This is a genomic window from Serratia sp. Ae19-1, from assembly GCF_059801225.1.
On record NZ_JBCHWD010000001.1, the window covers coordinates 386,386 to 409,935 of the forward strand.

Genomic DNA, 23,550 nt, shown 5'->3' on the forward strand with positions numbered 1-23,550 from the left:
GGCCGAGGGGCCGGCAAGCAGATGATAAAAAACTTAAGGGAAAGCTAAATGAGTAGCGTAGATATTCTGGTTCCTGACCTTCCTGAATCGGTTGCCGATGCGACCGTAGCCACCTGGCACAAGAAACCGGGCGACAGCGTGCAGCGTGATGAAGTCCTGGTTGAAATCGAAACCGACAAAGTGGTGTTGGAAGTGCCGGCCAGTGAAGCGGGTATTCTCGATGCTATCGTGGAAGAAGAGGGCGCGACCGTACTGTCTCGCCAACTGCTCGGCCGCATCCGCCCAGGCGACAGCTCCGGCAAGCCGACCGCCGAGAAGAGCCAGGAGAAAGAATCCACTCCTGCACAGCGCGCTACCGCGAGCCTGGAAGAAGAAAGCAATGACGCGCTCAGCCCGGCGATTCGCCGCCTGATCGCCGAACACGACCTCGATGCCGGCGCCATCAAAGGCACCGGCGTGGGTGGCCGCATCACCCGTGAAGACGTGGAAGCGCACCTGGCCAAAGGCGGCGCCGCTGCCAAACCGGCCGCCGCCGCTGAAGCCGCACCGCAGCCTGCTCTGGCCGGCCGCAGCGAAAAACGCGTGCCGATGACCCGCCTGCGCAAACGCGTCGCCGAGCGTCTGCTGGAAGCGAAGAACAGCACCGCGATGCTGACCACCTTCAACGAAATCAACATGCAGCCGATCATGGACCTGCGCAAGCAGTACGGCGAAGCCTTCGAGAAACGCCACGGCGTGCGTCTGGGCTTCATGTCCTTCTACATCAAGGCGGTGGTTGAAGCGCTGAAGCGCTTCCCGGAAGTGAACGCGTCGATCGACGGTTCCGACGTGGTTTACCACAACTACTTCGACATCAGCATCGCGGTTTCTACCCCGCGTGGCCTGGTGACGCCGGTACTGCGCGATGTGGACGCCATGAGCATGGCTGACATCGAGAAGAAAATCAAAGAGCTGGCCGTTAAGGGCCGCGACGGCAAACTGACCGTGGAAGAGCTGACCGGCGGTAACTTCACCATTACCAACGGCGGCGTATTCGGCTCGCTGATGTCCACCCCGATCATCAACCCGCCGCAGAGCGCCATCCTGGGCATGCACGCCATCAAAGATCGCCCAATGGCGGTCAATGGTCAGGTGGTGATCCAGCCGATGATGTATCTGGCGCTGTCTTATGACCACCGCCTGATCGACGGTAAAGAATCCGTCGGTTATCTGGTGACGGTCAAAGAGATGCTGGAAGATCCGGCTCGTCTGCTGCTGGACGTCTAGTAACCCTTGCCGGGCGTGGCGTGCCGCGCCCGCACTCTGTGCTATGTGGCCGGAAAACCATGCGGTTTGCCGCGGAATAATGGTCCGGCTAAAAACCTTCAGAACTGAATGGATAGAACATCATGAATTTACACGAATATCAGGCAAAACAGCTGTTTGCTCGGTATGGCATGCCGGCACCAACCGGTTACGCCTGTACCACTCCGCGTGAAGCAGAAGAAGCCGCATCCAAAATCGGCTCCGGCCCGTGGGTGGTGAAATGTCAGGTTCATGCTGGCGGCCGCGGTAAAGCGGGCGGCGTTAAAGTCGTCAACAGCAAAGAAGATATCCGTGCTTTCGCGGAAGCCTGGTTGGGCAAGCGTCTGGTGACTTACCAGACTGACGCGCTGGGCCAGCCGGTTAACCAGATCCTGGTTGAAGCGGCGACCGACATCGATAAAGAACTGTACCTGGGCGCCGTCGTAGACCGCGCGACCCGTCGCATCGTATTCATGGCGTCTACCGAAGGCGGCGTGGAAATCGAGAAAGTGGCGGAAGAAACCCCTGAACTGATCCACAAAATGACCATCGATCCGCTGGCGGGTCCACAGCCTTATCAGGGCCGTGAGCTGGCCTTCAAACTGGGCCTGACCGGTAAGCAAGTCAGCCAGTTCGCCAAGATCTTCATGGGTCTGGCGACGCTGTTCCTGGAGCGTGACCTGGCGATGGTTGAGATCAACCCGCTGGTGATCACCAAGCAGGGCGATCTGGTGTGCCTGGACGGCAAACTGGGCGCCGACGGCAACGCCCTGTTCCGTCAGCCGGAACTGCGTGAAATGCGTGACCCTTCTCAGGAAGACGAGCGTGAATCCCGTGCGGCTCAGTGGGAGCTGAACTACGTTGCCCTCGACGGCAACATCGGCTGCATGGTTAACGGCGCCGGTCTGGCGATGGGCACCATGGACATCGTTAAACTGCACGGCGGCGAACCGGCCAACTTCCTGGACGTGGGCGGCGGCGCGACCAAAGAGCGCGTGACCGAAGCGTTCAAAATCATCCTGTCCGACGACAAGGTGAAAGCGGTTCTGGTTAACATCTTCGGTGGTATCGTACGTTGCGATCTGATCGCCGACGGCATCATCGGCGCAGTGGCTGAAGTGGGCGTTAACGTCCCGGTCGTGGTGCGCCTGGAAGGGAACAATGCCGAACTGGGCGCCAAGAAACTGGCGGACAGCGGCCTGAATATCATTGCTGCGACCAGCCTGACTGATGCGGCTCAGCAAGTTGTTGCAGCAGTGGAGGGTAAATAATGTCCATTTTAATCGATAAGAACACCAAAGTAATTTGCCAGGGCTTCACCGGTAGCCAGGGGACTTTCCACTCCGAACAAGCTATCGCTTACGGCACCAAAATGGTTGGCGGCGTAACTCCGGGCAAAGGCGGCACTCAGCACCTGGGTCTGCCGGTGTTCAACACCGTGCGCGAAGCGGTTGAAGCGACCGGCGCGACCGCCTCGGTCATCTACGTTCCAGCACCGTTCTGCAAAGACTCCATCCTGGAAGCGATCGATGCCGGCATCAAACTGATCATCACCATCACCGAAGGCATCCCGACTCTGGACATGCTGACCGTGAAAGTGAAGCTGGACGAAGCCGGCGTGCGCATGATCGGGCCGAACTGCCCAGGCGTTATCACTCCGGGCGAGTGCAAAATCGGCATCATGCCAGGCCACATCCACCTGCCAGGCAAAGTGGGCATCGTTTCCCGCTCCGGCACCCTGACCTATGAAGCGGTGAAACAAACCACCGATGCCGGTCTGGGCCAGTCCACCTGCGTGGGCATCGGCGGCGACCCGATCCCGGGTTCCAACTTCATCGATATCCTGAAGATGTTCCAACAGGATCCGCAGACCGAAGCGATCGTGATGATCGGTGAGATCGGTGGCAGCGCTGAAGAAGAAGCGGCGGCTTACATCAAAGAACACGTCACCAAACCGGTTGTCGGCTACATCGCCGGCGTCACCGCGCCGAAAGGCAAGCGTATGGGCCACGCGGGCGCCATCATCGCCGGCGGCAAAGGCACGGCGGACGAGAAGTTTGCTGCGCTGGAAGCAGCGGGCGTGAAAACCGTTCGCAGCCTGGCGGACATCGGCGACGCGGTAAAAGCGGTGCTGAAGCGCTAAGAGTTTAGTACGAAATAACAATATCTCGACATGTTTGGCCACCCATTGGGTGGCCTTTTTTATGGGCGAAGATCAGAACTCGTTGAGCGCCTTGATCAGCGCAATCCGATCCTGCAGGCGGCGCTGTTGCACCGGATCCGCCGCGGTCTGCCGCTGCTGATCCAGCGAGGTGAGGGCGGCACGGCAATCGTCGGCGTTGCTGAACAGCGCCTCTTTGACGTTGATCGACGCAACGTTGGTGTAGCGGCCGTCGTCGGTGGTCGGCACCTGGATAACGCCCTCATTGAGCAGCCGTTTGACGATCGCCCGCTGCGGTTCGTATCCCTCCATGCCGATCAGTTTCCAGCGCTGCGGCGTCACGCCCTGATAGTGGCCGTGTTTCACCTCCGTCAGGTAGCGCAGTGTCAGGCGGCGAATGGTGCCTTCTTCTTCACCGTAATGCGCTTTGCTGTCGAACAGCACCGGGAAGGATTGCCCCTCCAGCGCGCCGCCTTTTTGCGTCAGATGGCCCATGCGGTAACTGTTCATGCCCAGGCGGATCGGCATGTCGTCGGTGACCGGCGTGCCGTCCGCCAGGCGCAGATCGACGATGCGTGAACCGGCGGGTTGGCGCAGATCGATGGTGTAAGTGACGCCGTCGAAGAAATCGTTGGTGGAATATTTGGACGAACGTCGCGCCGGGTTAAAGCTGTAGGTGACGTCGCCCGGCTGCAGCTGATTGAAGTAGTCTGCGGACCATTCCATGTAGCGTTTAAGCGCTTTGCCGTTGAGCTGATAAACGGTGATCTCGCCGCCGGCGTATTGGTAGTTAAAGGCGATATCTTTGGCCTTGATATCGCCGACGTCCAGCTTAGCGCGATCGTTGTCGATCTGCAGGGCGATCACCTGCGCCAGCGGCGCATAGTGCCGGGCGGCCTGCTGGAACAGCGCGCTGATGCCGGTATCCTGCACGTGCACCTGAGGAATGCCGCGGAACTCGTCGGCAGGCACCAGATCGCTGCCGCTCAGCTTTGCCACCACCCGATTGGCGTTGGCGCGCAAAATGTCGTGATACGGCTGGTAGAGCGCCTGCATGGCGCTGTCCGGCGTCAGCCCTTTGATGGGATAGGTGTAGCTGTTTTTGTCGATCAGCGTGAATTTGCCGTCGCGGCGTTCAAATTGCAGATCGATGCGCGACAGCGCGCGGCCGTATTTATCCGGTTCGGTGATGATGACACCGTTGACCACCGCTTTGTCGATCTTCACATGCATGTGGCCGGCGACGATCGCCGCCAGCTCCGGGTTGGCGTTAGCGATGTCGGCCACGCCGGTGCCCGGGCGCTGGTTCTCGTTGTCGATGCCCATGTGCGCCACTAGCACGATGGCGTCGACCTGGCCATCAATTTGCCTGATGACCTGTTTCACCGCCTGCACCGGATCGGTGAAGTTCAGCCCTTTGATGCGGTCGGTGCCTTTGGCGAATTCGGCGGTCATCGGCGTGTCCATGCCGATAATGCCGATCTTCACGCCCTGGCGTTCAACGATGGTGTAAGCGGGCAGGTAGGGTTTGCCGCTGTCCCAGACGATATTGCCTGCCAGCGCCGCCCCCTTGAACTGTTTGAGCGGCGTAGCCAGCACCGGCAGACCGAAGTCGAATTCGTGGTTGCCCATCACCCAAACATCGTAATTGAGCGCGTTGAGGCCCAGCATCATCGGGCTGACGGCTTCATGCTTGAAGGTTTCGACGAAGTTGCCCTGGATAGTGTCGCCGGCGTCCACCAGAATCAGGTTGGGCTGTTCGGCGCGTACCTTTTTGACCTGGGTGGCTATCTGGCTCAGGCTGCCCGCCAGGTTTTCCGTATCGCTGGCGTAGTCCCAGGGCACGAAGGTGCCGTGCAGATCGGAGGTGCCCAATAGGGTGATGTTTACCGTGTCGGCGGCCATGACGTTTCCCGAGAGTCCCAAGACAGAGGCAAAGATGATTTTTTTCATAACTTATTGTCGCTCAATGCAATTTTAACATAAGTGGTCATTTTGCTACAAAATCGCAACCTTTACGATCCAATAGCGAGAAATAGACTAATATAGGAGGGAGATTTGTTGTTTTGTGACTGCAATCACTGTCATGGCTTAATGGAAATAAAAGGTTAATTATGTCGCAGAATAAGCGCGTAATAATACAATGGCGGCTCTTTTAAATTACATTTATTTAACACAAAAATATCATTAAAAAACAATTAAACCATTGCGCAACATGACCCTAAGAAAATTATGCGAAATGTGCTGATGAATATGGAAATAATATGCGGATAGGCTTAAATTGTCTCAGATCAAATTAGGCCGAAGTACCTCTTTCGGCTAAGATTTGACCTGTAACCAAAAGTCCAACCCACGTCACGTAAAAACCTATTTATTGTGTGGGATTGGGCGAGTATCATCCATGTTGTGATTATGGATGGTTGATCTTGTTGCATTTGTTACCCGTTGTCGGTTTTCAGTGGCGCGCTTGTCGACGGCCCGAGAGGCTATTGGCCGAGTGTGCGGTTGAAAGCGGAGAAGCTGGATCAAATTTGTTGTGTTTAAGGGCATTCACTGCGGGGCGTTACTGGCGGCTTTGAAAGAAGCGTGCCGATAACCGCGTGTCGGAGTCTTCCTGCGAGGAGCAAGGAGTCAAGATGTTTGATATTGTCGAACTGTCGCGCTTACAGTTTGCTTTAACGGCGATGTACCATTTCTTATTTGTCCCATTAACGCTCGGTATGGCGTTCTTGCTGGCAATTATGGAAACGGTATATGTCCTGTCTGGCAAACAAATCTATAAAGACATGACCAAATTCTGGGGCAAGTTATTTGCGATTAACTTTGCTCTGGGTGTGGCCACCGGTTTGACCATGGAGTTCCAGTTCGGGACTAACTGGTCGTATTTCTCTCACTACGTCGGCGATATTTTCGGGGCCCCATTGGCTATCGAAGGTCTGATGGCGTTCTTCCTTGAATCGACGCTGGTCGGCCTGTTCTTCTTCGGCTGGGATCGTCTGAGCAAGGTGCAGCACATGGCGGTAACCTGGTTCGTGGCCCTCGGCTCCAACCTGTCCGCACTGTGGATCCTGGTCGCCAACGGCTGGATGCAGAACCCGATCGCGTCGGATTTCAACTTCGAAACCATGCGCATGGAGATGGTCAGCTTCTCCGAGCTGGTGCTTAACCCGGTTGCGCAGGTGAAATTCGTTCACACCGTGGCTGCAGGCTACACCACCGGCGCCATGTTCGTGCTGGGCATCAGCGCTTACTACCTGCTGAAGGGCCGCGACATCGCTTTCGCTAAACGCTCCTTCGCCATCGCTGCCAGCTTCGGCATGGCTGCGGTGCTGTCGGTGATCGTGCTGGGTGACGAATCCGGTTACGAAATGGGCGACGTACAGAAAACCAAACTGGCCGCCATCGAAGCGGAGTGGGATACCCAGCCGGCGCCGGCGTCCTTCACCCTGTTCGGTATTCCCGATCAGGACAAGATGGAAAACTCCTTCTCTATTCAGATCCCGTATGCGCTTGGCCTGATCGCCACCCGCTCCACCGACACTCAGGTCACCGGCCTGAAAGATCTGCTGGCGCAACATGAAGTGCGCATCCGCAACGGCATGAAAGCCTACCAGCTGCTGGAAGAGCTGCGCGGCGGCAATACCGATCCTGCGGTGCGCGCCGAATTCAACAAAACCAAGCAAGACCTGGGCTACGGCATGCTGCTGAAGCGTTATACCCCGAACGTCAGCGACGCGACGGAAGCGCAGATCCAGCAGGCGACCAAGGACTCCATTCCACGCGTGGCGCCGCTGTACTTCGCCTTCCGCATCATGGTGGCCTGTGGCGTGCTGATGCTGCTGATTATTGGTCTGTCCTTCCTGAGCGTGGTGCGCGGTCGTATCGGCCAGAAAAAATGGCTGTTGCGTGCGGCGCTGTATGGCCTGCCGCTGCCGTGGATCGCGGTGGAAGCCGGCTGGTTCGTTGCGGAATACGGCCGTCAACCGTGGGCGATTGGTGAGGTGCTGCCGACCGCAGTCGCCAACTCTTCGCTGACCGCGGGCGACATTCTGTTCTCGATGGGGCTGATTTGCGGCTTGTACACCCTGTTCCTGGTGGCTGAAATGTACCTGATGTTCAAGTTTGCGCGTCTGGGTCCAAGCAGCCTGAAAACCGGCCGCTACCACTTTGAACAACCGACTGCCGCCGTGCAGGAAGCGCGCTAAACAGGAGTCCACGTATGTTTGACTATGAAGTACTGCGATTTATCTGGTGGGTGCTGGTTGGCGTACTGCTGATCGGCTTCGCCGTCACCGACGGTTTCGACATGGGCGTCGGCATCCTGGTGCGCATCATCGGGAAAACCGATACCGAGCGCCGGGTGATGATCAACTCCATCGCCCCTCACTGGGACGGTAACCAGGTGTGGCTGATCACCGCCGGCGGCGCGCTGTTCGCCGCCTGGCCGATGGTCTACGCAGCGGCCTTCTCGGGCTTCTACGTCGCCATGATCCTGGTGCTGGCGGCGTTGTTCTTCCGCCCAGTCGGTTTTGACTACCGTTCCAAGCTGGAGAGCAGCCGCTGGCGCAACATGTGGGACTGGGGCATCTTCATCGGTTCCTTCGTGCCTGCGTTGGTGTTCGGCGTGGCGTTCGGCAACCTGCTGCAGGGCGTGCCGTTCCATGTGGACGAGTACCTGCGTCTGTTCTACACCGGCAACTTCTTCCAGCTGCTGAATCCGTTCGGTCTGTTGGCGGGCGTGGTCAGTCTGACCATGCTGGTCACTCAGGGCGCGACCTACCTGCAGATGCGTACCACCGGCGAGATCCACCTGCGGTCACGCGCCGCAGCGCAGATCGCGACGCTGATCATGGCGGTATGCTTCCTGCTGGCGGGGGTGTGGCTGGTGAAAGGCATCGACGGCTACGTGATCACTTCGGCGCTGGACACCCTGGCGGAATCCAACCCGCTGCGTAAAGAAGTGGCGCATCAGGCCGGCGCATGGCTGATCAACTTCAACAAGTATCCGCTGCTGTGGGCCTTGCCTGCACTGGGCGTAGTACTGCCGTTGTTCACCATCCTGTTCTCGCGTCTGGAGAAAGGCGCGCTGGCGTTTGTCACCTCGTCGCTGACCATCGCCTGCGTCATCCTCACCGCCGGGGTCACCATGTTCCCGTTCGTGATGCCTTCCAGCACCGTGCCGAACGTCAGCCTGACCATGTGGGACGCGACCTCGAGCCTGTTGACGCTGAAAGTGATGACCGTTGTGGCGGCGATCTTCGTGCCTATCGTTTTGGCGTACACCAGCTGGTCGTACTACAAAATGTTCGGTCGCCTCGACAAGAACTACATCGAAAACAACAAGCATTCGCTGTACTAAGGATAAGGAGCTAAACCATGTGGTATTTTGCCTGGATTCTCGGAACGCTTCTTGCCTGCGCCTTCGGCATCATCACGGCGCTGGCGCTTGAGCAGAGCGAAGCGACCAAAGCTCAGCAAGACGGTAAGTGATGAGCTCGTCCGTGATTGACAAGCTGTACGCTGTCACCGACAAGGGCCCGATCCGGGCCCTTTCCCTGGTGCTGGCGTTGATTTTGGCGGGGTGCGTGTTCTGGGATCCGACGCGTTTCGCCGCCAAAACCAGCTCGCTGGAGATTTGGGAAGGGTTGCTGCTGATTTGGGCAGTGTGCGCCGGGGTGTCCACGGTTTCGGATTCCGCCCGCAGCGCAGCGTCTGGCGCGCCTTTTTTGCGCCGCTTCCCGCAATTGTGATCTTGTGCGCAGGATTACTTTACGTTTCTTTATAATCTCCCTGATGTCCCCACGTTATGGGCCCTCACGGCCCATAATTATTTTCATTCCCATCTTGTAACCCATTCCCAACCCGATCCGTCTTGCGTATAGTAGCAGCGTTAAATTGCATTGCTGGGAAGTAGAGTGAGTAATACGTTGTTTCGATGGCCGGTTCGCGTTTACTACGAGGATACCGATGCCAGTGGTGTGGTCTATCACGCCCGCTACGTCGCCTTTTTTGAAAGAGCGCGCACAGAGATGCTGCGTCAGCACAACTTTCATCAACAGCAGCTGCTCAGTGAACAAGTCGCTTTTGTCGTCCGGCGCATGACGGTGGATTATCTGGCTCCGGCTCGTCTCGACGAGCAACTGGAGGTCCAGAGCGAAATCACCTGTCTGCGCGGGGCTTCTCTCACGTTTGCTCAACGCATTGTCAATTCTGACGGGGCCCTACTGAGCCAGGCAGATGTCCTGATTGCCTGTATTGATCCACACCAAATGAAGCCAAGAGCGCTTCCTAAGTCTATTGTCGCGGAGTTTAAGCAGTGACTGACATGAACATCCTAGATTTATTCTTGAAGGCGAGCCTGCTGGTTAAGCTTATCATGTTGATTTTGATATGCTTCTCAGTGGCCTCTTGGGCGATCATCATTCAGCGTACCCGCATCCTCAATGCGGCGACGCGCGACGCCGAAGCCTTTGAAGACAAATTCTGGTCCGGTATCGAGCTTTCCCGTCTGTACCAGGAAAGTCAGGCGCGTCGCGATAGCCTGACCGGTTCCGAGCAGATCTTCCATTCCGGGTTCAAAGAGTTCGCCCGCCTGCACCGCGCCAACAACCATGCGCCGGAGTCGGTGATCGAAGGGGCGTCGCGCGCGATGCGCATCTCGATGAACCGCGAGCTGGAAACGCTGGAAACCCATATTCCGTTCCTCGGCACCGTCGGTTCGATCAGCCCGTATATCGGCCTGTTCGGCACCGTGTGGGGGATCATGCACGCCTTTATCGCGCTGGGCGCGGTGAAGCAAGCCACGCTGCAGATGGTGGCGCCGGGTATCGCCGAAGCGCTGATCGCCACCGCGATCGGTCTGTTCGCCGCAATTCCGGCGGTTATGGCCTATAACCGTCTCAACCAGCGCGTCAACAAGCTTGAGCAGAATTACGACAACTTTATGGAAGAGTTCACCGCTATTCTGCATCGTCAGGCCTTCTCCAGCGACAGCAAATAAGTAGGAGGTAGCATGGCGAGAGTACGTGGACGTAGTCGGCGCGAGCTGAAGTCCGAAATTAACATCGTTCCGCTGCTCGACGTGTTGCTGGTGCTGCTGCTGATCTTTATGGCAACCGCGCCAATCATCACGCAGAGCGTGGAGGTTGACCTGCCGGACGCCACCGATTCCAAAACGGTGTCCAGCGATGACAATCCGCCGGTGATCCTCGAGGTTTCCGGCGTAGGTCAATACACCCTGGTGGTGGATCACAACCGTATGGAGCTGCTGCCGCCTGAGCAAGTCGCGGCCGAGGCCAAGTCGCGTTTGGCGGCTAACCCGAAAACGGTCTTTTTGATCGGCGGTGCGAAGGAAGTCCCTTACGATGAGATTATCAAGGCATTGAATATTCTCCATCAGGCGGGCGTGGCTTCCGTGGGGCTGATGACCCAGCCGATCTGACCGTAAGGCGAACGGCAACCCGGTTTCTGCGCTGCGGCCCAGGAACCCCGTATAAGCAACACCAGTTTTTGGGAATCTATTTTGGTAAAGGCAACTGAGCAAAACGATAAGCTGAACCGCGCCGTTATTGTTTCGGTCGTTCTGCACTTCATATTGATTGCCCTGCTGATTTGGGGATCGCTGCAGGAAAAGGTCGACATGGGCGCCGGCGGCGGTGGCGATGGCACCGTGGTGGGTGCGGTGATGGTCGATCCCGGCGCGGTGGTGGAGCAGTACAACCGCCAGCAGCAGCAGAGCAACGATGCGCAGCGTGCCGAAAAGCAGCGCCAGAAAAAAGCGGAGCAACAGGCCGAAGAGCTTCAGCAGAAGCAGGCGGAGCAACAGCAGCGCCTGAAAGAGCTGGAGAAAGAGCGTTTGGCGGCGCAGGAGAAAGCCGCGCAGGACGCCAAGGCGCAGGCTGAACAACAGCAGAAGGCGGCGGAGCAGCAGAAACAGGCTGCCGAGCAGCAAAAAGCGGCGGAAGCCGCCGCAGCCAAGGCCAAAGAGCAACAGAAGGTCGCCGAAGCCGCCGCCGCCAAGGCGAAAGCCGAAGCGGAAAAGATAGCGAAGGCGCAGGCGGACGCGCAGAAGAAAGCTGAAGCGGAAGCCAAGAAAGAAGCGGCCGCCGCTGCCGCCGCCAAGAAACAGGCGGAAGAGGCGAAGAAAGCCGCGGCCGCCGCCGCAGAGCAAAAAGCAGCAGAGGCCGCAGAGAAGAAAGCGGCCGCTGAAGCCGAGAAAAAAGCCGCAGCGGAAGCCGAGAAGAAGGCCGCCGCCGAGGCAGAGAAGAAAGCTGCGGCCGAGAAAGCGGCTGCTGCCAAAAAAGCCGCTGCGGATGCTAAGAAGAAGGCCGCCGCTGAGGCTGCGAAACAATCGGATGAAGTTAGCGATCTGTTTGGCGGCCTGGCGGACGGCAAGAACGCGCCGAAGGGCGGCGGTGCCAAATCGAAAGGTGATGGTAAACCGGCCGGGCAGGGCAATGCCAAGGCGGCAGGCGCCAGCGGGGCGGATATCAGCGGTTATATGGGGCAGATTCAAGGGGCGATTCAGAGCAAGTTCTATGACGCCAGTTCGTTCGCCGGCAAAACCTGCGACCTGCGTATCAAGCTGGCGCCGGACGGCCTGCTGATAAGCGTACAAGCGGCAGGGGGCGATCCTGCTCTGTGTCAAGCAGCGGTGTCTGCCGCCAAGTTGGCACACATACCGAAGCCGCCGAGCGATGCCGTTTATCAGCACTTTAAGAATTCTATACTTGAATTCAAGCCGCAATAACGGTTGATTGAGTGAGTGATATCACAGGGATGTACTAAGGTAACCAACAGGGATTATGTAGTTTTACGTGAGTTGGTTTGTTAAAATTCTGCTAATTTATCGCAGGCATCCCGCCTGGATAAGGGAGATGAGATGAAGCAGGCATTTCGAGTAGCGCTAGGTTTTTTAATTCTGTGGGCGTCCGTGCTGCACGCGGAAGTTCGCATTGAAATCACCCAAGGGGTCGACTCCGCTCGCCCGATTGGCGTGGTGCCGTTTAAATGGGCGGGCCCAGGCACGCCGCCGGAAGATATCGGCAAGATTGTCGGTGCGGATCTGCGCAACAGCGGCAAATTCAACCCGATCGACGTGGCGCGCATGCCGCAGCAACCGACCTCCGCGTCTGAAGTGACGCCGGCGGCCTGGACTGCATTGGGCATCGACGCCGTGGTTGTCGGCCAGGTTCAACCTGGCGCCGACGGCAGCTACCTGATCTCCTACCAACTGGTGGACACCTCGGGTTCGCCGGGCACCGTATTGGCGCAGAATCAGTATAAAGTGACCAAACAGTGGTTGCGTTATTCTGCTCATACCGCCAGCGATGAAGTGTTCGAGAAGCTGACCGGCATCAAGGGCGCATTCCGCACCCGTATCGCCTATGTCGTACAGACCAACGGCGGGAAATTCCCGTACGAGCTGCGCGTAGCGGATTACGACGGTTACAACCAGTTCACGGTGCACCGTTCGCCTGAGCCGCTGATGTCACCGGCCTGGTCGCCGGACGGCAGCAAACTGGCTTACGTGACCTTCGAGAGCGGCCGTTCCGCGCTGGTGGTGCAGACCCTGGCTAACGGCGCTATCCGCCAGATCGCTTCGTTCCCGCGCCACAACGGTGCGCCGGCGTTCTCGCCGGACGGCAGCAAGCTGGCCTTCGCGTTGTCCAAGAGCGGCAGCCTGAACCTGTACGTGATGAACCTCGGCTCCGGCCAGATCACGCAGTTGACCGATGGCCGCAACAACAACACCGAACCGACCTGGTTCCCGGATGGCCAGTCTCTGGCGTTTACCTCCGACCAGGGCGGGCGTCCGCAGATTTATAAAATCAGCGCCAGCGGCGGTGCCGCACAGCGTCTGACGTGGGAAGGCTCTCAGAACCAGGATTCTGAAGTCAGCTCCGATGGTAAATTCCTGGTGATGGTGAGCACCAACAGTGGTGCACAACACATCGCCAAACAAGATCTTGGATCGGGCGCCGTTCAGGTTTTGACCGGCACCTTCCTGGATGAAACGCCTAGTATTGCGCCAAACGGCACCATGGTGATCTATAGCTCCACGCAAGGTATGGGCTCCGTGTTGCAGTTGGTGTCAACTGATGGGCGTTTCAAAGCGCGTCTTCCGGCAACTGATGGACAGGTCAAATTCCCTGCCTGGTCGCCGTATCTGTGATGCATGTGTAAATATGTATGGCAAACTATAAAAGGATCAAAGAAATGCAACTGAACAAAGTGCTGAAAGGGCTTCTGCTGGCACTGCCAGTTCTGGCTGTAGCAGCTTGTAGTTCTAACAAAAGCGCAAACAACGACCAATCTGGTATGGGCGCTGGCACTGGTATGGAAAACGGCAGCAGCAACCTGTCTTCCGAAGAACAAGCTCGTCTGCAGATGCAAGAACTGCAGAAGAACAACATCGTTTACTTCGGTCTGGACAAGTATGACGTAAGCTCCGAATTCGCTCAGATGCTGGACGCGCACGCTGCATTCCTGCGTAACAACCCGTCCTACAAAGTGACCGTTGAAGGCCACGCTGACGAACGCGGCACGCCGGAATACAACATCGCTCTGGGTGAGCGCCGTGCTAACGCCGTTAAAATGTACCTGCAAGGTAAAGGCGTTTCCGCTGACCAGATCTCTATCGTTTCTTACGGTAAAGAAAAACCAGCAGTACTGGGCCACGACGAAGCGGCTTATGCTAAAAACCGTCGTGCCGTTCTGGTTTACTAAGAGAATCGCATGAACAGTAACTTCAGACGTCACCTGTTGAGTCTGTCGTTACTGGTTGGCGTAGCGGCCCCCTGGGCCGCTACTGCCCAAGCGCCAATCAGTAATGTCGGCTCCGGCTCGGTCGAAGACCGCGTCACTTCACTTGAGCGTATCAGCAATGCTCAAGGCCAGCTTTTAAACCAACTCCAGCAACAACTCTCTGATAACCAACGCGACATTGATTCTCTCCGTGGGCAAATCCAGGAAAGCCAGTATCAGTTGAATCAGGTCGTTGAACGCCAGAAGCAAATCTATCAACAGATGGATAGCCTCGGCCAGAGCGGCGCTCAGAGCGCCTCTGCGGCGGCGGGCACTGCCGGTGGGGCAGCCGCAGGCGCATCTTCCGATGCGGGCGGCAGCACGCCTGCGGCCGCTTCTGCGACGCCGAGCGGTGGTGATGAGAACAGCGACTACAACGCCGCTGTTTCTCTGGCGCTGGAAAAAAAACAGTATGACCAGGCGATTTCCGCCTTTCAGTCCTTCGTAAAACAGTACCCGAAGTCTACCTATCAGCCCAACGCCAACTATTGGCTGGGTCAGTTGTTCTACAACAAGGGTAAAAAAGACGACGCGGCCTACTATTTTGCGGTGGTGGTGAAGAATTACGCTAAATCACCGAAGGCGCCGGACGCCATGTACAAGGTGGGTATCATCATGCAGGAGAAAGGGCAGGCCGATAAAGCCAAAGCCGTGTTCCAGCAGGTGATTAAACAATACCCAACCAGTGCGGCGGCCAAACAGGCGAAAAGTCGCGTAGGCGGTTAATAGTCAGAAAAATGAGCCCAGAAGTTAGTCGATTTGACCGATTTCTGGGCTCATTCGCGTGAAGAACAAGCAGTTGAACGCATCAGTAAAAAATTTAGGTTGCGCTGCCAAGATAAATTAGTAATATATGCCGCCGTTGCCAAGACATCTTGCAAGATGTTAAAGCGGCAGGGAAATTGGGTCGTTAGCTCAGTTGGTAGAGCAGTTGACTTTTAATCAATTGGTCGCAGGTTCGAATCCTGCACGACCCACCAATTTCTGAAGTAGCAGTAACCACAACAGTGGGTGATTAGCTCAGTTGGTAGAGCATCTCCTTTACACGGAGGGGGTCGGCGGTTCGAGCCCGTCATCACCCACCACTGTTATGGGTCGTTAGCTCAGTTGGTAGAGCAGTTGACTTTTAATCAATTGGTCGCAGGTTCGAATCCTGCACGACCCACCATTCTTCGAGAATGGCTGTGATAGAGAATCGTAAAGGATGAGAACCGTAAAGGTTCGAGTCTCGCATAGCGAGACAACATCACTCCGGTGATGGCCCGCAAGGGCGAGGCCAAAGGCCGAGTTATCCTGCACGACCCACCATTCTTCGAGAATGGCAGCTTCAGAATCGGTTTGATGTGGCAAAGTAAAGGTCCGAGTCGAGTACCCGTCGAGTTGTCCTGAACATCCCCATCCTTGTTTTCCGCGAGTCGGTTGTTTGTAACCTATTCGCCATCAGCAGTAAACCACATCAGTGGGTCGTTAGCTCAGTTGGTAGAGCAGTTGACTTTTAATCAATTGGTCGCAGGTTCGAATCCTGCACGACCCACCACTCTTTAATAGAGTAAGGTGTTAAATCGTCAGGATGAGACAAAAGCGTTTACGCTTTTGAACAGCGCTTGCGCTGGCCCGAAGGGGCCGTCTATGAAATAGACGGATAGCCGTAGAGGTTCGAGTCTCGCAAAACGAGACAACATCACTCCGGTGATGGCCCGAAGGGCGAGGCCAAAGGCCGAGTTATCCTGCACGACCCACCACTCTTTAATAGAGTAAGATGTGAAAAATAGCAGTACCACAGCAGTGGGTGATTAGCTCAGTTGGTAGAGCATCTCCTTTACACGGAGGGGGTCGGCGGTTCGAGCCCGTCATCACCCACCACACTGCGGGTCGTTAGCTCAGTTGGTAGAGCAGTTGACTTTTAATCAATTGGTCGCAGGTTCGAATCCTGCACGACCCACCAATTCAGGAAAAAGCGCCTTTTGGCGCTTTTTTCGCATCTGCGCCACCTGACTCTGCCTTATCCTCTTACTGACATGGCCCGCTGAGTCGTGCGGGTGAGATCCTGCGTTCAGGTTCGAGCATCGCGTAGCGATACGACAACGCGCAGCGTTGCCCGTAGGGTGAGGCCACAGGCCGAATCAATCCTGCACGACCCACCAATTCAGAAAAAAGCGCCTTTTGGCGCTTTTTTCGCATCTGCGCCACCTGACTCTGCCTTTATCCTCTTACTGACATGGCTCACTGAGTCGTGCGGGTGAGATCCTGCGTTCAGGTTCGAGCATCGCATAGCGATACGACAACGCGCAGCGTTGCCCGTAGGGTGAGGCCACAGGCCGAATCAATCCTGCACGACCCACCAATTCAGGAAAAAGCGCCTTTTGGCGCTTTTTTCGCATCTGTAATCCCGCACCCGAATCTTCTGCTTTCTCGTTTCAACACCGCAACGTTCTGCATCTCGTCCTTCTCTGAACGCTATACGTTCTCACCGGGGCATTATCTGCAGCGATTTGCGTGGTTAACGTCTATGTTTTTTAATCTATTAAACACTGAATGCGCAAATATGAAAATATCAGCGGACTTTTCGCGCGATTTTAGGTATTTTGTTTAGTATATAAAACGAAGGGCGTTGCGGCAGGAGATATTCACGCGGCAGGCGCCTAGCCTAGCATGAGATTGCAGCGATGAGTGAAATGTTTGATGTCAACGCGGCGGTGTATCCCTTCCCGCCGAAACCGGTACCGCTGGACGTAGCGGAAAAAGCCTTTTATCGCGAGAAGATCAAAACCCTGCTCAAGCAGCGCAACGCGGTAATGGTCGCCCATTATTATACCGATCCGGAAATTCAGGCGCTGGCGGAAGAAACCGGCGGCTGCGTGGCGGACTCTCTGGAAATGGCGCGCTTCGGCAGCGCCCATCCGGCTTCCACGTTGTTGGTGGCCGGCGTGCGTTTCATGGGGGAAACCGCCAAGATCCTCAGCCCGGAAAAGCAGGTGCTGATGCCGACCCTGTTTGCCGAATGCTCGCTGGACTTGGGCTGCCCGGAAGAAGAGTTCCATGCGTTTTGCGACAGTCATCCCGATCGCACCGTGGTGGTCTATGCGAACACCTCGGCGGCGGTCAAAGCGCGCGCCGACTGGGTGGTGACCTCCAGTATCGCCGTCGAACTGATCGAGCATCTGGATAGCCTGGGCGAGAAGATCATCTGGGCGCCGGATCGCCATCTCGGCAGCTATGTGCAAAAGCAGACCGGCGCCGACGTGTTGTGCTGGCAAGGCGCTTGCATTGTCCATGACGAGTTTAAGACCCAGGCGCTGCGGCGCATGAAGGCGCTCTATCCGCAGGCGGCCATCCTGGTGCATCCCGAATCGCCTCAGGCGGTGGTCGAGCTGGCGGATGCGGTGGGATCGACCAGCCAGTTGATTCAGGCGGCGAAAACATTGCCGCATCAACAGCTGATCGTCGCCACCGATCGCGGTATCTTCTATAAGATGCAGCAGGCCTGTCCGGATAAGGAGCTATTCGAGGCACCGACCGCCGGAGAAGGCGCGACCTGCCGCAGCTGCGCACATTGCCCGTGGATGGCGATGAATGGCCTGAAGGCGATTGCCGAAGGGTTGGAGCAGGGGGGCGCACAGCATGAGATCCACGTGGCCGCCGCGCTGCGTGAAAAGGCGCTGGTGCCGCTGAACCGCATGCTGGATTTCGCCGCTCAGCTTAAGATGCAGGTTAAAGGCAACGCTTAACCGTTTAAAAGGATGACCTCATGAGCTTCTTCAGTACCAGCAATATTTTGGTGCATATTCCGCTTGGCGCAGGCGGTTACGATCTGTCGTGGATCGAAGCCATCGGCACGCTGTTCGGATTGCTGTGCATCTGGTACGCCAGCAAGGAAAAGATCATCAACTACCTGTTCGGTCTGATCAACGTCACGCTGTTCGCGGTGATTTTCTTCCAGATCCAGCTGTACGCCAGCCTGCTGCTGCAGCTGTTTTTCTTCGGCGCCAATATTTACGGTTGGTATGCCTGGAGCCGCCAAACCCAGGATAACCAGGCCGAGCTGCAGATCCGTTGGTTACCGCTGCCGAAAGCGTTGGCTTGGGCGGCGATTTGCGTCATCGGCATCGGCCTGATGACCTTCAACATTGACCGCGTGTTCGCCTGGCTGACGCAGATTGCGGTGGCGGTGATGCAAGGGCTGGGGCTGAACGTACAGATGCCTGAGCTGCAACCGGATGCGTTCCCGTTCTGGGATTCGGCAATGATGGTGCTGTCCATCGTGGCGATGATCCTGATGACGCGCAAGTATGTAGAAAACTGGCTGCTGTGGGTGGTTATCGATGTTATCAGCGTGGCGATTTTCGCCTACCAGGGCGTGTACGCGATGGCGCTCGAGTATGTCATTCTGACGCTGATCGCCCTGAACGGCTCCTGGCTGTGGATCAAGAGCGCCGGGCGCAATCATTCCAATCCGTTGTCTTCCGCTTCCTGACAACGCAGAGGGCGCCGTGATGGCGCCCTCTTGGCTTAATGGCGATGTCCCAGGTGGGAGTGCGCTTCGGCATGTGAGTGTTCACTCGGCTCCGGCGCCCGGTTGATGCCGCAGTCCGGCGTCTCGCAGTGCCGGTATTCCATCTGAATGGTCACGTGGCCAATCTTGTAGTGCTCCAACAGATAAGCCTGAATGCGTTGCAACAGCCCATCGTGGTCATGCGGCGGGATCACCTGTGCATGCAGAGTCATCAGCTTCTGTTCGCCGATCTGCCAGACGTGCACGTGATGGATGTTGCGCACTTCCGGGATGTTCAGGCACAGATCTTTTTGCAGCTTGGCGATATCGACCTCCTGCGGCGTGCCTTCCAGCAGCTCGTGGAAGCTTTCTTTCAGCAGCCGCCAGGCGCTGCGCAGCACCAGACAGGAGACCAGTACCGACAGGATCGGGTCAATCGGCGTCCAGCCGGTGGCGAGAATAACGATGGCGGCGGCGATGGCGCCCACCGAGCCGAGCAGATCGCCCAGCACATGCAGCGCGGCGGCGCGCACGTTGATGTTCTTCTCTTCGCTGCCGCGATGCAGCAGCCAGAAGGCGAACAGGTTAGCCAGCAGCCCCGCTATGGCGATGATCAGCATCGGGGTACCCATCACCGGCTGCGGTTCAAAGAAACGCTGTATCGCTTCCCACAGGATGAATACCACGATCACCAGCAGCGCCGCGGCGTTGAGGAAGGCCGCCAGCGTAGTCAGACGCAGATAACCGAAGGTGTGGCGCGCGTTGGGTTTGCGTTGGGAGAAGTGCACCGCCATCAGCGCCACCAGCAGCGCGGCGGCATCGGTCAGCATGTGGCCGGCGTCGGCCAACAGCGCCAGCGAGCCTGACCAGAGACCGCCAATCACTTCGGCCACCATAAAGACGGCGGTGACTAAAAAAGCGGTCAGTAGGCGTTTACTATTACTGTCTTTCGGCAGGTGTTGGTGTGGAGTGTCCGACATTATTCATCCTTATGCATAGCGAAAGAGGGGACGGCAGTGAGCAGGGCATCCAGCTCCGGCAATATCTGCGCCACTAACGCCTCTAATTTAGTATAAGCGGCGCCGGCAAGCTCGCCCCGGCGTGCGGTTTCCACCAGCTGCTGGCACAGCTGCGCGGCTTCCGGTAGCTGCAGCATCAGCAGGCTGCCCTTGATGCGGTGTGCCGCTTGCTCCAGGTGCTGCCAGTCGTTTGCGGCGACGGCGCCTGCGAGCCGCTGGCGGTCTTGCCGCAGCGTATCGCTGAGCGTCTGCGCCAGCCGCTGCATCATGGTGCGATCGCCACCCGCCATCTCTGCCAGCGTTTGCCGTAAGTCAGTAAGGACTGACTTTTCCTCCTGAACCTGCGGTTGCTGAGTCAGTATCTGGCCGATCGCCGCCAGTGAAATCGGCTTGGTCAGGAAGTGGTCGATCGCCACCAGCGCAGGTGGGATGCGGGTGAACTCCTGCACATCCGCCGAACAGAGCACGATGCGGCAAGGCGCGCGTTGCAGCCGCTGTTCGTCGCGCCGGATCAGCCTGGCGAGCGTCAGGCCGTCGGGGCGCGGCATGTTATAGTCGATAAACAACAGATCGAACGGCTGACGACGCTGGGCCTTCAGCAGCGCATAACCTTGCTCAAAGCGGGCGGGCTGCAGCCCGAAATGGCGCAACTGGCGCTCCATCAGCAACAGATTGGTGGGGTGATCGTCGATCAACGCGGTACGCAACGAGGAAGACGGTAGGGCGAGGGGCCGCTCCTCCGGGGCGACAACCGGCGACGCGCCGCTCAGCTCAACCGGTATCGCTACCTCGACGCGGGTGCCGATGCCAGGCTGCGATTGCAGCTCGATGCGGCCACCCATCTGCTCGACGATCTCCTTGCAGATCGATAGCCCCAGGCCCGTGCCTTGCACCGAGATGCGCTGCGCGCCGCGCGCGCGGTAAAACGGTTGGAACAGCTTGCCGAGCTCATCGGCGGCGATGCCGCAGCCGCTGTCGTTCACCGTCAGATGCAATTCCCCCCGCAGCTCATCCTGCGCGCGCCAGCCGACGCCGACCTGAATGGCACCGCGTGGCGTAAACTTTATCGCGTTGTTTATCAGGTTGTTAGCTACCTGAAGTAAACGCTCACCATCAATGACCACCGCCTCCGGCAGCGCCGGATCCGCCACCACGCTCAACGTCAGCGGCCGTTCGCCGATCAGCGGCCGGTAGAGAGCGTCAATGCGCGCGACCCAAGGGCGCAGCGCCACCGGTTTCGGCGCCAGCGTCAGCGAACCGGTTTCCAGCCGGGCGTGATCCTGCAGGTCGTTGAGCAGGTTGAGCAGCGAAGAGGCCGAACTGTAAATCACCGGCAGGCCTTCCGGCGCCGGCTGGCGTTTGAGTTCCAGCTCCAGCAGGCCGAGAATGGCGTGCATCGGCGTACGCAGTTCGTGGCTGACGGTGGCGAGGAATTTGCTCTTCATGCGGTTTTCCGCTTCGGCGCGGCGGCGCGCCTGCTCAAGCTCTTCGCGTTCGCGTTTTTCTCGGCGCTGCAGCATGAAACGGCGCAGCGTCAGCGCCAGCAGCAGCACGGTGGCGGCGGCCAGCAGCGCCAGCAGCCAGGTGGTTTGCGGCGGCATGCGGTTGTCGTTCACCGCGTCTATCAGGTTGCTGCGATCGACGATCCATTCGTCGCGCAGCGATTGCAGAGTGTCCGCCGGGATCTGCATCAGGTTCTTATCGAGGATCGCCAACAGCAGCGGCTGATCGCGGCGCACGCCGAAGGCCACCGGATAGGGAATGTTGTTGGCGGCGAAGGCCAGCTTGATGGCGCCGGAATAGCGCGACAGCGCCAAAAAGTTGGCGGAGATGACGTTATCCACCAACGCATCCAGCTGACCGTTGGCCAGCGCGTCATACATGGATTTGCTGTCGGCGAAGCTGATGGTCTGTTCCCGTTCCGGCACCAGCCCCTGAGCCAAATCGCCCTGCAGCACGCCGATGCGCTTACCGGCCAGATCGTTCCAGGTCGAGATGCCGTTGGCGTACTGGCCGACGTAAACGCCCCACAGCGAACGGTGGATGGGCATGCTGGCGCCGTAGCGCGCCTTGACGCCGCGCGCCAGCGGCAGGGCGGCGCGGAAGCTGGCCTGGCCGGACTGCACCAGCTGATCGGCTTGCTCGGCGTTGCGCGCCCACAGCGGCGCGAAACGCAGCCCGGTGTTTTGCGCGATGATGTTGAGAATATCGATGGCGTAGCCGCGCGGCTGGCCGTCGGAACCTCGATAGGCGAACGGGAAGTTGTTCTCGATGGCGGCGTAGTAAACCACGCGGTGGCTCGCCACCCAGTTTTTCTCCATCGTTGTCAGATCGGCATTGCCAGTGTCGAGGTAGCTGGGGATCTTTTTGCTCCAGCGGCTCTGCAGGGCGTTCATCAGTTCCATCGGCGCGTCGGCGATGGCGGTGTCCAACGTGTCTATCAGCCGTGGGTCGGCGGCGGCGAACACGAAGGACAGATTGCCCAGGTTCTCGTTGCTTTCAATCTGATAGAGCTGGCCGAGCTGCAGCTGGTCGATGATAAAGCTGGCGCTGGCCTCGTCGGCGATAAAGTAGTCGCTGCTGCCGTTGAGCAGCGAATAGACCGCCTGCAGGTTGTTGTCGTAGCGCTGGATCTGCGACGCCACCGCCTGCAGGGCGCCGCCGGACTGCATGTCGGTCAGCGCGCCGATCGCGACGCGGGCGTTGGCGGAATTGAGCATCACCGGCCGATCGTTGCTGCGATCGCGCAATACGCGCAGGTTGCTGACGTAATAGGGCTGGGAGATTTCCAGGCCGTGCAGCGCTTCACTTTGCGGGATGCCGTACAGCAGATCGACCTTACCGTCGTGCAGCGCCTGCTCCAGCTGCGTCAGGTCGGCGAAGCCGTAAATGGCGAAGCGGATGCCGGTCACCTGCTGGATATAGCCGAGGTAGTCGGCGTTCAGCCCGTACAGATCGTCGTCCACGATGATGTTGTACGGGCTGGTGTTCTCGCTGATGATGCCGACGCGCAGCGTACGATCGCGCCAGGGGTTCTTCTCGCCGACGATCAGCATGTTCTCGGGGGTATTCAGGTTGCTGACCAGCTGATAGCGCACCGGTTCCGCCGCCTGCGCCAGGCCGCACCACAGCAACAGCAGCAGCAGGGCGCGGCGCATCATGGCGCCAGCTCTTTAAACACCGCCGCCAGTTCCAGCAGGTTGCCGGCGCCGGTTTTGCGCTGGATATTTTTCTTGTGGGTGCTGACGGTCTTGTTGCTGATGTGCAGCCGATCGGCGATCTGCAGGTTGGACAGTCCCTGGCTCAGCAAACCCAGCACCTCGAGCTCCTTGGGCGTGAGCTGCCCGCCGTCCGCCGTCGGCGCTTCTTCGGTCAGCGCGGCGGCGGGGAAGCTGGTTTCTCCGTCCAGCACCTGCTCGATCGCCTGTACCAGGTGCGCCAGCGAGCTGCCTTTATTGACGAAACCGTTGGCGCCGGCGGCATGGGCCATGCGCGCATAGACCTCGGCTTCCTGCGCGGTGTAGATCAGGATCGGCTGCTGCGGGTAGCGGCGGCGGATTTTTTTCAACAGCTGCAGCCCGTCGACCTGCGGCAGGCCGATATCCAGGATCACCAGGCCGAAAGCGGTCTCGGCCAGCAGGGCCAGCGCCTGAACGTCGTCCTGCGCCGCCTGCAGGCGGTAGGCGCGGGCTGATTTCATTAGCGCCGCTTCCAGTGCGACATGGACCACCGGGTGGTCATCAACTAATAACAGAGAGGGCATGTTTAACTCGGGTCACTTTATATTC

The 23,550-nt window shown here is 58.1% G+C and carries 19 protein-coding genes, 6 tRNA genes, 4 other RNA genes and 1 pseudogene; 26 read left to right on the forward strand and 4 right to left on the reverse strand.

Annotation, left to right across the window (positions count from 1 at the left end; genetic code table 11):
* Positions 1 to 48 precede the first annotated feature (48 nt).
* The 3 genes from odhB to sucD all read left to right on the forward strand — a co-directional run bounded on the left by odhB (position 49) and on the right by sucD (position 3,427).
* The gene (odhB, locus tag AAIE04_RS01885) at positions 49 to 1,266 is read left to right on the forward strand and encodes a 2-oxoglutarate dehydrogenase complex dihydrolipoyllysine-residue succinyltransferase (RefSeq protein ID WP_015376977.1); all 1,218 of its coding nucleotides are present in this window, start codon (positions 49 to 51) and stop codon (positions 1,264 to 1,266) included.
* Positions 1,267 to 1,388: 122 nt separating this feature from the next.
* Positions 1,389 to 2,555 (forward strand): ADP-forming succinate--CoA ligase subunit beta, encoded by a 1,167-nt coding sequence (gene sucC, locus AAIE04_RS01890; RefSeq protein ID WP_015376978.1) that lies wholly within the window; start codon positions 1,389 to 1,391, stop codon positions 2,553 to 2,555.
* Positions 2,555 to 3,427 carry a succinate--CoA ligase subunit alpha gene (gene sucD, locus AAIE04_RS01895; RefSeq protein ID WP_004939878.1) on the forward strand — a complete coding sequence of 291 codons (873 nt, stop codon included), beginning with the start codon at positions 2,555 to 2,557 and terminating at the stop codon, positions 3,425 to 3,427. Before sucC ends, sucD begins: the two co-directional genes overlap by 1 nt.
* A 72-nt stretch (positions 3,428 to 3,499) precedes the next feature.
* Here the strand turns inward: sucD and AAIE04_RS01900 are convergent, their stop codons facing one another.
* Complete coding sequence (locus AAIE04_RS01900) at positions 3,500 to 5,398, reverse strand: bifunctional metallophosphatase/5'-nucleotidase (protein WP_498576381.1); 1,899 nt, start codon at positions 5,396 to 5,398, stop codon at positions 3,500 to 3,502.
* 683 nt (positions 5,399 to 6,081) lie between these two features.
* Between AAIE04_RS01900 and cydA the strand changes: the two genes are divergently transcribed.
* From cydA to pnuC, 23 genes and pseudogenes are all read left to right on the forward strand, one after another.
* Positions 6,082 to 7,650, forward strand: a complete 1,569-nt coding sequence (gene cydA, locus AAIE04_RS01905) for a cytochrome ubiquinol oxidase subunit I (RefSeq protein WP_004939873.1) — start codon at positions 6,082 to 6,084, stop codon at positions 7,648 to 7,650.
* 14 nt (positions 7,651 to 7,664) lie between these two features.
* Positions 7,665 to 8,804: a cytochrome d ubiquinol oxidase subunit II gene (cydB, locus tag AAIE04_RS01910; protein ID WP_498576382.1), complete on the forward strand. Its 1,140-nt coding sequence runs from the start codon at positions 7,665 to 7,667 to the stop codon at positions 8,802 to 8,804.
* Between the two features lie 17 nt (positions 8,805 to 8,821).
* On the forward strand, positions 8,822 to 8,935 hold the full coding sequence (cydX, locus tag AAIE04_RS01915) for a cytochrome bd-I oxidase subunit CydX (RefSeq protein ID WP_004939868.1): 114 nt from the start codon (positions 8,822 to 8,824) through the stop codon (positions 8,933 to 8,935).
* Positions 8,935 to 9,230: pseudogene (ybgE, locus tag AAIE04_RS01920) on the forward strand (cyd operon protein YbgE). The gene cydX and the pseudogene ybgE overlap by 1 nt, the downstream one beginning before the upstream one ends.
* 130 nt (positions 9,231 to 9,360) lie before the next feature.
* Positions 9,361 to 9,765, forward strand: coding sequence for a tol-pal system-associated acyl-CoA thioesterase (ybgC, locus tag AAIE04_RS01925; RefSeq protein WP_025160034.1), 405 nt, complete (start codon positions 9,361 to 9,363; stop codon positions 9,763 to 9,765).
* Positions 9,762 to 10,445 carry a Tol-Pal system protein TolQ gene (gene tolQ, locus AAIE04_RS01930; RefSeq protein WP_004939862.1) on the forward strand — a complete coding sequence of 228 codons (684 nt, stop codon included), beginning with the start codon at positions 9,762 to 9,764 and terminating at the stop codon, positions 10,443 to 10,445. The genes ybgC and tolQ overlap by 4 nt, the downstream gene beginning before the upstream one ends.
* A 12-nt stretch (positions 10,446 to 10,457) precedes the next feature.
* On the forward strand, positions 10,458 to 10,886 hold the full coding sequence (gene tolR, locus AAIE04_RS01935) for a colicin uptake protein TolR (protein WP_004939859.1): 429 nt from the start codon (positions 10,458 to 10,460) through the stop codon (positions 10,884 to 10,886).
* An 81-nt stretch (positions 10,887 to 10,967) separates the two neighbouring features.
* Positions 10,968 to 12,194 carry a cell envelope integrity protein TolA gene (gene tolA, locus AAIE04_RS01940; RefSeq protein WP_440529388.1) on the forward strand — a complete coding sequence of 409 codons (1,227 nt, stop codon included), beginning with the start codon at positions 10,968 to 10,970 and terminating at the stop codon, positions 12,192 to 12,194.
* A gap of 132 nt (positions 12,195 to 12,326) precedes the next feature.
* On the forward strand, positions 12,327 to 13,619 hold the full coding sequence (gene tolB / locus AAIE04_RS01945; protein ID WP_004939856.1) for a Tol-Pal system beta propeller repeat protein TolB: 1,293 nt from the start codon (positions 12,327 to 12,329) through the stop codon (positions 13,617 to 13,619).
* 44 nt (positions 13,620 to 13,663) lie between these two features.
* On the forward strand, positions 13,664 to 14,173 hold the full coding sequence (gene pal, locus AAIE04_RS01950) for a peptidoglycan-associated lipoprotein Pal (RefSeq protein ID WP_025160033.1): 510 nt from the start codon (positions 13,664 to 13,666) through the stop codon (positions 14,171 to 14,173).
* A 9-nt stretch (positions 14,174 to 14,182) separates the two neighbouring features.
* On the forward strand, positions 14,183 to 14,977 hold the full coding sequence (cpoB, locus tag AAIE04_RS01955; protein WP_498576383.1) for a cell division protein CpoB: 795 nt from the start codon (positions 14,183 to 14,185) through the stop codon (positions 14,975 to 14,977).
* Positions 14,978 to 15,155: 178 nt separating this feature from the next.
* Positions 15,156 to 15,231 (forward strand) — tRNA-Lys (locus tag AAIE04_RS01960).
* A gap of 29 nt (positions 15,232 to 15,260) precedes the next feature.
* A tRNA-Val gene (locus AAIE04_RS01965) sits at positions 15,261 to 15,336 on the forward strand.
* A 7-nt stretch (positions 15,337 to 15,343) separates the two neighbouring features.
* A tRNA-Lys gene (locus AAIE04_RS01970) sits at positions 15,344 to 15,419 on the forward strand.
* A 15-nt stretch (positions 15,420 to 15,434) separates the two neighbouring features.
* Positions 15,435 to 15,559: non-coding RNA, RtT sRNA (locus AAIE04_RS01975), on the forward strand.
* 153 nt (positions 15,560 to 15,712) lie between these two features.
* Positions 15,713 to 15,788 (forward strand) — tRNA-Lys (locus tag AAIE04_RS01980).
* 69 nt (positions 15,789 to 15,857) lie between these two features.
* Positions 15,858 to 15,993: non-coding RNA, RtT sRNA (locus AAIE04_RS01985), on the forward strand.
* Positions 15,994 to 16,038: 45 nt separating this feature from the next.
* A tRNA-Val gene (locus tag AAIE04_RS01990) sits at positions 16,039 to 16,114 on the forward strand.
* 6 nt (positions 16,115 to 16,120) lie between these two features.
* Positions 16,121 to 16,196, forward strand: a tRNA-Lys gene (locus tag AAIE04_RS01995).
* Between the two features lie 74 nt (positions 16,197 to 16,270).
* Positions 16,271 to 16,395: non-coding RNA, RtT sRNA (locus tag AAIE04_RS02000), on the forward strand.
* 75 nt (positions 16,396 to 16,470) lie between these two features.
* A non-coding RNA gene (locus AAIE04_RS02005) (RtT sRNA) lies at positions 16,471 to 16,595 on the forward strand.
* A 322-nt stretch (positions 16,596 to 16,917) separates the two neighbouring features.
* A complete protein-coding gene (gene nadA / locus AAIE04_RS02010) occupies positions 16,918 to 17,979 on the forward strand; it encodes a quinolinate synthase NadA (protein ID WP_019454028.1) in 1,062 nt (353 codons plus the stop codon).
* A 20-nt stretch (positions 17,980 to 17,999) separates the two neighbouring features.
* The gene (gene pnuC, locus AAIE04_RS02015) at positions 18,000 to 18,725 is read left to right on the forward strand and encodes a nicotinamide riboside transporter PnuC (protein WP_498576384.1); all 726 of its coding nucleotides are present in this window, start codon (positions 18,000 to 18,002) and stop codon (positions 18,723 to 18,725) included.
* A 35-nt stretch (positions 18,726 to 18,760) separates the two neighbouring features.
* On the opposite strand, the gene zitB is transcribed toward pnuC, so the two are convergent.
* Genes zitB through AAIE04_RS02030 form a run of 3 tightly spaced genes read right to left on the reverse strand, consistent with a single transcriptional unit; the run spans position 18,761 to position 23,525 of the window.
* The gene (gene zitB, locus AAIE04_RS02020) at positions 18,761 to 19,723 is read right to left on the reverse strand and encodes a CDF family zinc transporter ZitB (RefSeq protein WP_025160031.1); all 963 of its coding nucleotides are present in this window, start codon (positions 19,721 to 19,723) and stop codon (positions 18,761 to 18,763) included.
* On the reverse strand, positions 19,723 to 22,923 hold the full coding sequence (locus AAIE04_RS02025; RefSeq protein ID WP_498576385.1) for an ATP-binding protein: 3,201 nt from the start codon (positions 22,921 to 22,923) through the stop codon (positions 19,723 to 19,725). Before AAIE04_RS02025 ends, zitB begins: the two co-directional genes overlap by 1 nt.
* Entirely contained in the window at positions 22,920 to 23,525 is a 606-nt protein-coding gene (locus AAIE04_RS02030; protein WP_498576386.1) for a response regulator, read from the reverse strand. The genes AAIE04_RS02025 and AAIE04_RS02030 overlap by 4 nt, the downstream gene beginning before the upstream one ends.
* Between the last annotated feature and the right edge of the window lie 25 nt (positions 23,526 to 23,550).